Raw genomic sequence first — 6,900 nt, forward strand, 5'->3', positions numbered from 1 at the left:
TCCGGTGGGCGATACTGGGATCGAACCAGTGACCCCTTCGGTGTGAACGAAGTGCTCTCCCGCTGAGCTAATCGCCCGGGTGCAGGGAAAACATTACCGCATCCCGGAGGGTGGTCCGAACACGCTGCCCGGCGGGAGCCGCTCCCCGGATCGGCTCAGCTTTCGTCCGCCGTCCAGGGGACGGTCAGGCCGTAGCGCGCGAAGTACCAGCCGCCGACCCCGACGAGCGCGGCCAGGCCGAGGGCGGTGAGCGTCAGGTTCCGCCGGCGGACCCGCGGGTCCAGGGCGCGCCGGGCGGCCTCGTCGACCTTGCGGCGGGTCCACCGCAGGGCCAGTTGGGCCCAGGCGAACTCGGTGGCCCACACCCCCATGCCCAGGAAGATCACCACCCACCCGGGACCGGGCAGCGGCAGCATGACCACGCCGAGGACGACGACGGCGAGGCCGGCCAGGAAGATCACCGCCCGCCAGGCGAGGTGGAGCGGACGGGAACGGCGGATGAACGCGGGAGCCCGCGAGCCGGGCGCCCGGCCGCCCTCGGGGGCCGTCCCGCCGGCCGTGCCGTTCGACATGATCGATTCACCCGTTCCCGTGTTCCCGCCGGTCTTGTCGTTTCGCACAGTCATGCCAGGAAAGTAACCGAGAAGCGGCCCGGTAATGCCGGGCAGGGGCACTCGGGGAAGATTCCGCAATGCGCCGTAAGGGGTACGACTCGGCGCCGAATCGGGACAGAGGGGTTTACATCGGGCTTGGAGGTGGGATGGTCCGTTCGCCGACGTGCGATTCCCCGAGCGCACACTGAGCGAAAGGCCATGGCGCTTATGAACACCACGGTCAGCTGCGAGCTGCACCTGCGCCTCATCGTGTCCAGCGAGTCCTCACTGCCCGTCCCCGCGGGCCTGCGCTACGACACCGCCGACCCCTACGCCGTGCACGCCACGTTCCACACGGGCGCCGACGAGACCGTGGAGTGGGTGTTCGCCCGAGATCTCCTCGCGGAGGGGCTGCACCGACCCACCGGTACCGGCGACGTCCGGGTGTGGCCGTCGCGCAGCCACGGGCAAGGGGTGGTCTGCATCGCGCTGAGCTCTCCGGAAGGAGAAGCCCTGCTGGAGGCCCCTGCCCGGGCGCTTGAGTCGTTCCTCAAGCGGACGGACGCCGCGGTGCCCCCCGGCACCGAACACCGCCACTTCGACCTCGACCGGGAGCTGTCCCACATCCTCGCCGAAAGCTGATCCCGCCCGGAGGCAGTCACGCCCCGCCGACGGCGGGGCCGCACCCCCTGCCGTCATCGCAGCCGTCCTACTCGGGGGCACGGCAGCAGACTCAGCCGCGCACGACGCGGCCTCGGGGCCGGTGCCGGCCCGCTCCCACCAGGAGCGGGGCCGCAGCACTGCAGGCGCCCGGCATCGAGGCCGGCCATCCGTTCGGGTGGCCGGCCTCGATGCCGGGCGCCGCCGATTTCGGGGTGGCGGACCGGTCGTCGGAGGGGTTATTCGATTGACCGCCGGCTGCTTTCCGTCACAGTGACGCAATCCGTACATACCTTCGAAAGAAGGCAGCGGCCTTCCGCCGCACGGCCCGGTATGGTCTGGGGTAACCGCCGACGCGGGGTAACGACGTCCCCCCTCCGCGAGGAGTCCCCACGTGCTGATCACCCACGACACCGAGTGCGCGCTGAACACGCTCGTCGAGCTGCTCAACACCGCGCCCGAGGTCTGCGGCACCGAGCTGCTGCCGGACGTGGCCGCGCTCGACGCCTTCGTGGTCCACCAGGAGATCAGCGAGATCGACTCCCTCACCGAGGGCGACCTGCGCAGCGTGCAGGACCTGCGGTCGCGGCTGCGCGAGGTGTTCGGGACGGAGTCCACCGCGGCGGCGTCCGAGCTGGTCAACTCGATCGTCGCGGCCGCCGGCACGACGCCCCGGCTGACCAACCACGACCACCACGGGTGGCACATCCACTACTTCGCCCCGCACGCCGCGCTCGGCGACCTCTTGGCCGCCGAGCTGGGCATGGCGCTGGCGTTCATCTTCATGGCGGGCGAGAGCGAGCGGCTGCGCCGCTGCGAGGCGCCGGACTGCGCGCGCGTCTTCGTGGACCTCTCGCGCAACCGCTCCCGCCGCTACTGCGACAGCCGCACCTGCGGGAACCGGCTGCACGTCGCCGCCTACCGGGCGCGGCAGCGCTCGGCCGAGGCCGTGCCCTCCGCCTGAGGCCGTGCCCTCCATCTGAGGCCGCCGGCCGCACTCCCCTGCGGCCGGTCAGATGCCGCGCTTGCGGAGGATCTCCTCGATGTCCGAGAAGTCGCCGAGGCCGTCGTCCTGCTTCTTCGCCGCGGCCTTCTTCGGCGCGGCTTTGGGCTGTGCCGCCTCGACCGCGGACCGCTCCGGCGTCCGGGCCGCCGCCGGGCGGGCCTCCGGCGCCTCGACCGCGCCGCGGCGGCTCACGAACCGCGTGGTGAGCAGCAGGGCGACGGAGATGCCGAGCAGCAGGATGCCGGTCCAGACGCGGGGGTCGAAGACCAGTTTGGTGGCCCACGTGCCGAACTCGTCGGCGATCGTGCGGGCGACCGGGAACAGGCCGGTCAGGTAGAGGCCCGCGGGCAGCAGGGCGACGGCGAACCAGCGGGTCGCGGAGAGGAAGCGGCGCCGGTAGGCGCGCAGGCCCGCGACGGCGACGCCGGCCGCCGTGAGTGCGAAGCTGACGGCCGCGCTCAGCACGGTGGCGTCCGGTCGGATCGGGTCGTCCTGGTCATGGGTGCCTCCTGTCGCCGGGCCCTCGGGCGCACCGCCGGGCGGCGCGGGGGCCCACTAGTGGAACACTGGGGGGATGATCGATGGTTCCCTTCCCCGTCTCGAGTTCTGGTGCGACCTCCAGTGCCCGGACTGCCGTACCGCCCTGGACGACGTACGGACGCTTCGTGCCCGGTACGGTGACGCGCTGCCGGTGGAGGTGAGGCACTTCCCGCTGGAGAAGCACAAGTACGCCTACGCGGCCGCCGAGGCGGCCGAGGAGGCCTTCGCGCAGGGGTTGGGGTGGCCGTTCGTGGAGGCGCTGCTGGCCCGCGTCGAGGAACTGGACGCGAAGGGGCAGCAGGTGCTGCTGGACGTCGCGCGCGAGGTCGGGGTGGACGCCGACGAGGTCGACACGGCGCTGATCGACGGGCGGCACATGCTGACCGTGGACGCCGACCAGGCCGAGGGCAAGGCGATCGGGGTGGAGGGCACGCCGACGTACGTGATCGCGGGAAAGCGGCTGGACGGCGGGCAGAGCCAGGACGGCCTGCGCGAGCGGATCGTCGCCATCATCGAGGAGAAGAAGGCCTCCTGACGCATCGTCGGGTCATAGCGGCTTGCCGTAGAGGCGGTTGGTGACCCGGTAGCCGAGCGAGGCGTAGAGCCGGATGGCGACCTCGTTGACGGTGAAGACGTTCAGGCCGAGGGTGCGGACACCGGCGGCCAGGCACTCGCGTTCGGCGAGCAGCATCAGCGTCCGGCCGTGTCCCCGGCCCCGGTGGGCCGGGGACACCTCGACGACCATGACCCAGGCGAGCGGTTCGCCGTCCGGCAGGTCGCGCAGGTGGAGGTCCACCCAGAGCGAGCCGAGCGGCTCGGTGCCGGCGTCGTCCCCGTCGCCGTAGAGGCGGCGCAGCGCGACGCCGGGGCTGTCGGCGCCCTGCGGGAGCAGGCGCTGGTGGTCGACGCCGGATTTGGCGCGGGCCTGCTCCTCGGTGAGGCCCGACTCCCGCAGCGAGCGCACGTAGTCCTCGGCGGCCCGGTCGAGCCAGGCCGGGAACTCCCCGGCGCCGATCGCGCGGGCGGTGACGCCGGCCGGGAGGTCGGGGGGCGCGGTCAGGTGCTTGGCCAGGTTCCGCATCCGCTCGGTGTACCCGAGGGCGAGGGCGAGGCCGCGGGCGACCTGCGCGGACTCGGGGACGTCGATGTCCACGCGGGTGCAGCCCCAGCCGCGCAGCACCTCCTCGGCGGCCAGCGCGCCGAACGTCCCGCGGCCCCGGCCGCGCCCTTCACTGATCTCCAACTCGGCGATCTCTCCGAAGAGTTGACTGCCGTGCGGGACGGCGGTGGTGCGCAGGGCACCGACCTGGCGGCCGTTGGCGCAGATCTGCCAGCGTCTGGTGCGGCCGCCGGCGGGGGTGGGTGTCTCGGGGCCCTCGGGCCGCAGCGTGGAGGTCATGTGGTGGTCCCTTCCCCGCCCCGGGAGGCTTATCCGCCGGAGGCGGCTAAGGGCACGAGTCCGCCGGAGGCGGCCAACGACCCGGGCCCGCCGGAGCGGGCTCACGGGTCGAGGTCGTCGCCGCTGCGCTCGGCGAAGACCGCCATGGCCTTGGCGGTGACCGGGCCGATCCCGGGCAGTTCGCGGTCGTCGACGCGGGTGACGGCCTGGACGTCGCGCAGGGTGGAGGTCAGGAAGACCTCCTCGGCGTCCCGGAGGGCCTCCAGCGGGAGGTCGGTCTCCTCGGCGCCGCACCACTCGACGACGAGGGCGCGGGTGATGCCGGCCAGGCAGCCGGAGGCGAGGGTGGGGGTGAGCAGGCGGCCGCCGATGACGACGAAGACGTTCGAGCCGGTGCCTTCGCAGAGCAGTCCGGCGGTGTTGGCGAACAGGGCCTCGGAGGCGCCGACGCGGTGGGCGGCGGCGAGGGCGACGACGTTCTCGGCGTAGGAGGTGGTCTTGAGGCCGGCGACGGCGCTGTGCTCGTTGCGGCGCCAGGGGACTACGGCGACGGCCGTGGTGTCGGGGCGCCGGTTCACGGGACCGATGGCGGCGACGAGGGTGGCGCCGGAGTCACCGCGCTCGGAGCCGAGGGGGGCGACGCCGCCGGTGTAGGTGACGCGCAGTCGGCCGAGCGGCATCGGGTTGGCGGCGAGGACCTGGGCGCAGGCCTCGCGGACCCGGTCGTGGTCGGGATCGGGCAGACCGAGGCCGCGGGCGGAGCGGGTGAGGCGGTCGAGGTGGCGGGTGAGGGCGAACGCCCGGCCGTCGGCGGCCTTCATGGTCTCGAAGACGCCGTCACCGGTGGTGAGTCCGTGGTCGAGGACGGAGACGGCGGCGTCGGCGGAATCGACGAGCGTGCCGTTGACCCAGCTCTTGGTGGGGGTGTTCATCGGGCGCTGCTCCTCGGGGGCGGTTCTTCGGCGGGGGGGCTGGGGGCTCTGCGGTCGTGCGGGTGCCGCAGGGCGTTCGCGGGCCTTCAGAGGGTCTCGCTGCCCGACGCTATCGCGACCAGACGGGCGGCCTTCAGTTCGGTTTCGGCCCACTCGCGGTCGGGGTCGGAGCCCCAGGTGATGCCGGCGCCGGTGCCGAAGCGCAGCACGGGGACGGCGGGGTCGGTGCGGTCGATCCAGAAGGTCCGGATGCCGACGGCGAGTTCACCTTCGCCCCGGTCGGCGTCGACCCAGCCGACGGCCCCGCAGTAGGGGCCGCGCGGGGCGGTTTCGAGGGCTTCGATGATCCGCAGGGCGCTGGACTTGGGTGCGCCGGTGACGGATCCGGGCGGGAAGGTGGCGCCCAGGAGCTCGGGCCAGCCGGCGGCGTCGCGCAGGGTGCCCTCGACGGTGGAGACGAGGTGGACGAGGCCGGGGTGCTTCTCGACGGCGCACAGGTCGGGGACGGTGACGCTGCCGGTCGCGCAGACGCGGCCGAGGTCGTTGCGGACCAGGTCGACGATCATCACGTTCTCGGCGTGGTCCTTGTCGAGGAGGTCGTCCTCGGTGCGGCCGGTGCCCTTGATCGGGCCGGAGGAGACGGTGCGGCCGGAGCGGCGCAGGTAGAGCTCGGGCGAGGCGGTGGCGATCTCGACGCCGTGGTCGGGCAGCCGGATCGTGCCCGCGTAGGGGGCGGGGTTGCCGTGGGCGAGGAGTCCGGTGAGGGCGTCGACGTCGCTGCGGCCGGGGTCGGGCAGCGGTGCGGAGAGCACCCGGCAGAGGTTGGCCTGGTAGACCTCGCCGGCGGCTATGTGCTCGCGGATGCGGCGGACGCCCGCGGTGTAGGCGTCGCGGTCCAGGGAGCTGTGCCAGTCGCCGGCGTCCGGTCCGTGCCAGCCGGCGCCGGAGGGCGGGGCGGGTGCGGGGCGGACGTCGTCGAAGCGGGCGCAGGTGAGGCGGCCCTCGAAGTCGTAGGCCACCGCCCAGTAGCCGGCCGAGTCCAGCGCGGCCGGGTCCGAGGTGACGTCGCGCAGGCCGGTGGCGAGGCGGCCGCCGAAGCGGGCGAGCGGGGGCTGGGGGGCGGTGCGGCCGGACACGGTTCTCCTGCGCGGTGGTGCTGGGCGGCGGTGCCTGAAGTGTAGGTCGGGGGCGCTCGACGAGGCCGGGGGCGTACGCCGGAACGACCGGGCGCGAGCGGCTTCCGGGTGTGCACCGAGTGCACGCTGCGGGAACGGATTTTTAGCTGGCCCGGGAATCCGCTAGAGTTCAACACGTCGCCAGGGAGCGCAGCCGAAGAAAAGCGGTGAAGGTCCCGGGAGACAGGCGGACGTGGCTCAGTTGGTAGAGCATCACCTTGCCAAGGTGAGGGTCGCGAGTTCGAATCTCGTCGTCCGCTCGATGGGGAACAGTGTAAGATCGTTCTCCGAGTGTTGCCTGGTGGAGTGGCCGAGAGGCGAGGCAACGGCCTGCAAAGCCGTGTACACGGGTTCAAATCCCGTCTCCACCTCCAAGAGGATCGCCCGGTTCCGCCGGGAGACCTCCCCGCGCGATTAGCTCAGCGGGAGAGCACTACCTTGACACGGTAGGGGTCACTGGTTCAATCCCAGTATCGCGCACGTCGGATCCTCCGGGGTTTGCTGCAGGACCGCCACACCAGGCGCGATTAGCTCAGCGGGAGAGCACTACCTTGACACGGTAGGGGTCACTGGTTCAATCCCAGTATCGCGCACT

The 6,900-nt window shown here is 72.6% G+C and carries 8 protein-coding genes and 5 tRNA genes; 7 read left to right on the top strand and 6 right to left on the bottom strand.

Annotation, left to right across the window (positions count from 1 at the left end; genetic code table 11):
* Positions 1-5: 5 nt before the first annotated feature.
* Both ACFXDE_RS43245 and ACFXDE_RS43250 read right to left on the bottom strand, forming a co-directional pair.
* Positions 6-77, bottom strand: a tRNA-Val gene (locus ACFXDE_RS43245).
* Between the two features lie 78 nt (positions 78-155).
* Positions 156-626, bottom strand: a complete 471-nt coding sequence (locus ACFXDE_RS43250) for a TIGR02611 family protein (RefSeq protein ID WP_380499708.1) — start codon at positions 624-626, stop codon at positions 156-158.
* Positions 627-821: 195 nt separating this feature from the next.
* On the opposite strand from ACFXDE_RS43250, the gene ACFXDE_RS43255 reads away from it, so the two are divergent.
* Together ACFXDE_RS43255 and ACFXDE_RS43260 are read left to right on the top strand one after the other, a co-directional pair.
* Entirely contained in the window at positions 822-1,235 is a 414-nt protein-coding gene (locus tag ACFXDE_RS43255) for an SsgA family sporulation/cell division regulator (RefSeq protein ID WP_030056266.1), read from the top strand.
* 412 nt (positions 1,236-1,647) lie between these two features.
* Positions 1,648-2,217 (top strand): CGNR zinc finger domain-containing protein, encoded by a 570-nt coding sequence (locus tag ACFXDE_RS43260; protein WP_380499709.1) that lies wholly within the window; start codon positions 1,648-1,650, stop codon positions 2,215-2,217.
* A gap of 48 nt (positions 2,218-2,265) precedes the next feature.
* Here ACFXDE_RS43260 and ACFXDE_RS43265 read toward each other — a convergent pair whose 3' ends face one another.
* Positions 2,266-2,724 (bottom strand): hypothetical protein, encoded by a 459-nt coding sequence (locus ACFXDE_RS43265; protein ID WP_380499710.1) that lies wholly within the window; start codon positions 2,722-2,724, stop codon positions 2,266-2,268.
* 109 nt (positions 2,725-2,833) lie between these two features.
* Here ACFXDE_RS43265 and ACFXDE_RS43270 point away from each other — a divergent pair, with 109 nt between their 5' ends.
* Positions 2,834-3,334, top strand: a complete 501-nt coding sequence (locus ACFXDE_RS43270; protein ID WP_380499711.1) for a DsbA family protein — start codon at positions 2,834-2,836, stop codon at positions 3,332-3,334.
* 12 nt (positions 3,335-3,346) lie between these two features.
* Here the strand turns inward: ACFXDE_RS43270 and ACFXDE_RS43275 are convergent, their stop codons facing one another.
* The 3 genes from ACFXDE_RS43275 to ACFXDE_RS43285 form a co-directional block, all read right to left on the bottom strand.
* A complete protein-coding gene (locus ACFXDE_RS43275) occupies positions 3,347-4,198 on the bottom strand; it encodes a GNAT family N-acetyltransferase (RefSeq protein ID WP_380499712.1) in 852 nt (283 codons plus the stop codon).
* A gap of 101 nt (positions 4,199-4,299) precedes the next feature.
* Complete coding sequence (locus ACFXDE_RS43280; RefSeq protein WP_380499713.1) at positions 4,300-5,130, bottom strand: aminotransferase class IV; 831 nt, start codon at positions 5,128-5,130, stop codon at positions 4,300-4,302.
* An 86-nt stretch (positions 5,131-5,216) separates the two neighbouring features.
* Positions 5,217-6,266 carry a chorismate-binding protein gene (locus ACFXDE_RS43285; protein WP_380499714.1) on the bottom strand — a complete coding sequence of 350 codons (1,050 nt, stop codon included), beginning with the start codon at positions 6,264-6,266 and terminating at the stop codon, positions 5,217-5,219.
* Between the two features lie 226 nt (positions 6,267-6,492).
* Between ACFXDE_RS43285 and ACFXDE_RS43290 the strand changes: the two genes are divergently transcribed.
* From ACFXDE_RS43290 to ACFXDE_RS43305, 4 genes are all read left to right on the top strand, one after another.
* Positions 6,493-6,565: transfer RNA gene (locus ACFXDE_RS43290), tRNA-Gly, on the top strand.
* A gap of 40 nt (positions 6,566-6,605) precedes the next feature.
* Positions 6,606-6,679, top strand: a tRNA-Cys gene (locus ACFXDE_RS43295).
* A gap of 34 nt (positions 6,680-6,713) precedes the next feature.
* A tRNA-Val gene (locus ACFXDE_RS43300) sits at positions 6,714-6,785 on the top strand.
* Between the two features lie 41 nt (positions 6,786-6,826).
* A tRNA-Val gene (locus tag ACFXDE_RS43305) sits at positions 6,827-6,898 on the top strand.
* Positions 6,899-6,900 lie beyond the last annotated feature (2 nt).

It is taken from the genome of Kitasatospora sp. NPDC059408 (assembly GCF_042751525.1).
Lineage (GTDB): Bacteria > Actinomycetota > Actinomycetes > Streptomycetales > Streptomycetaceae > Kitasatospora.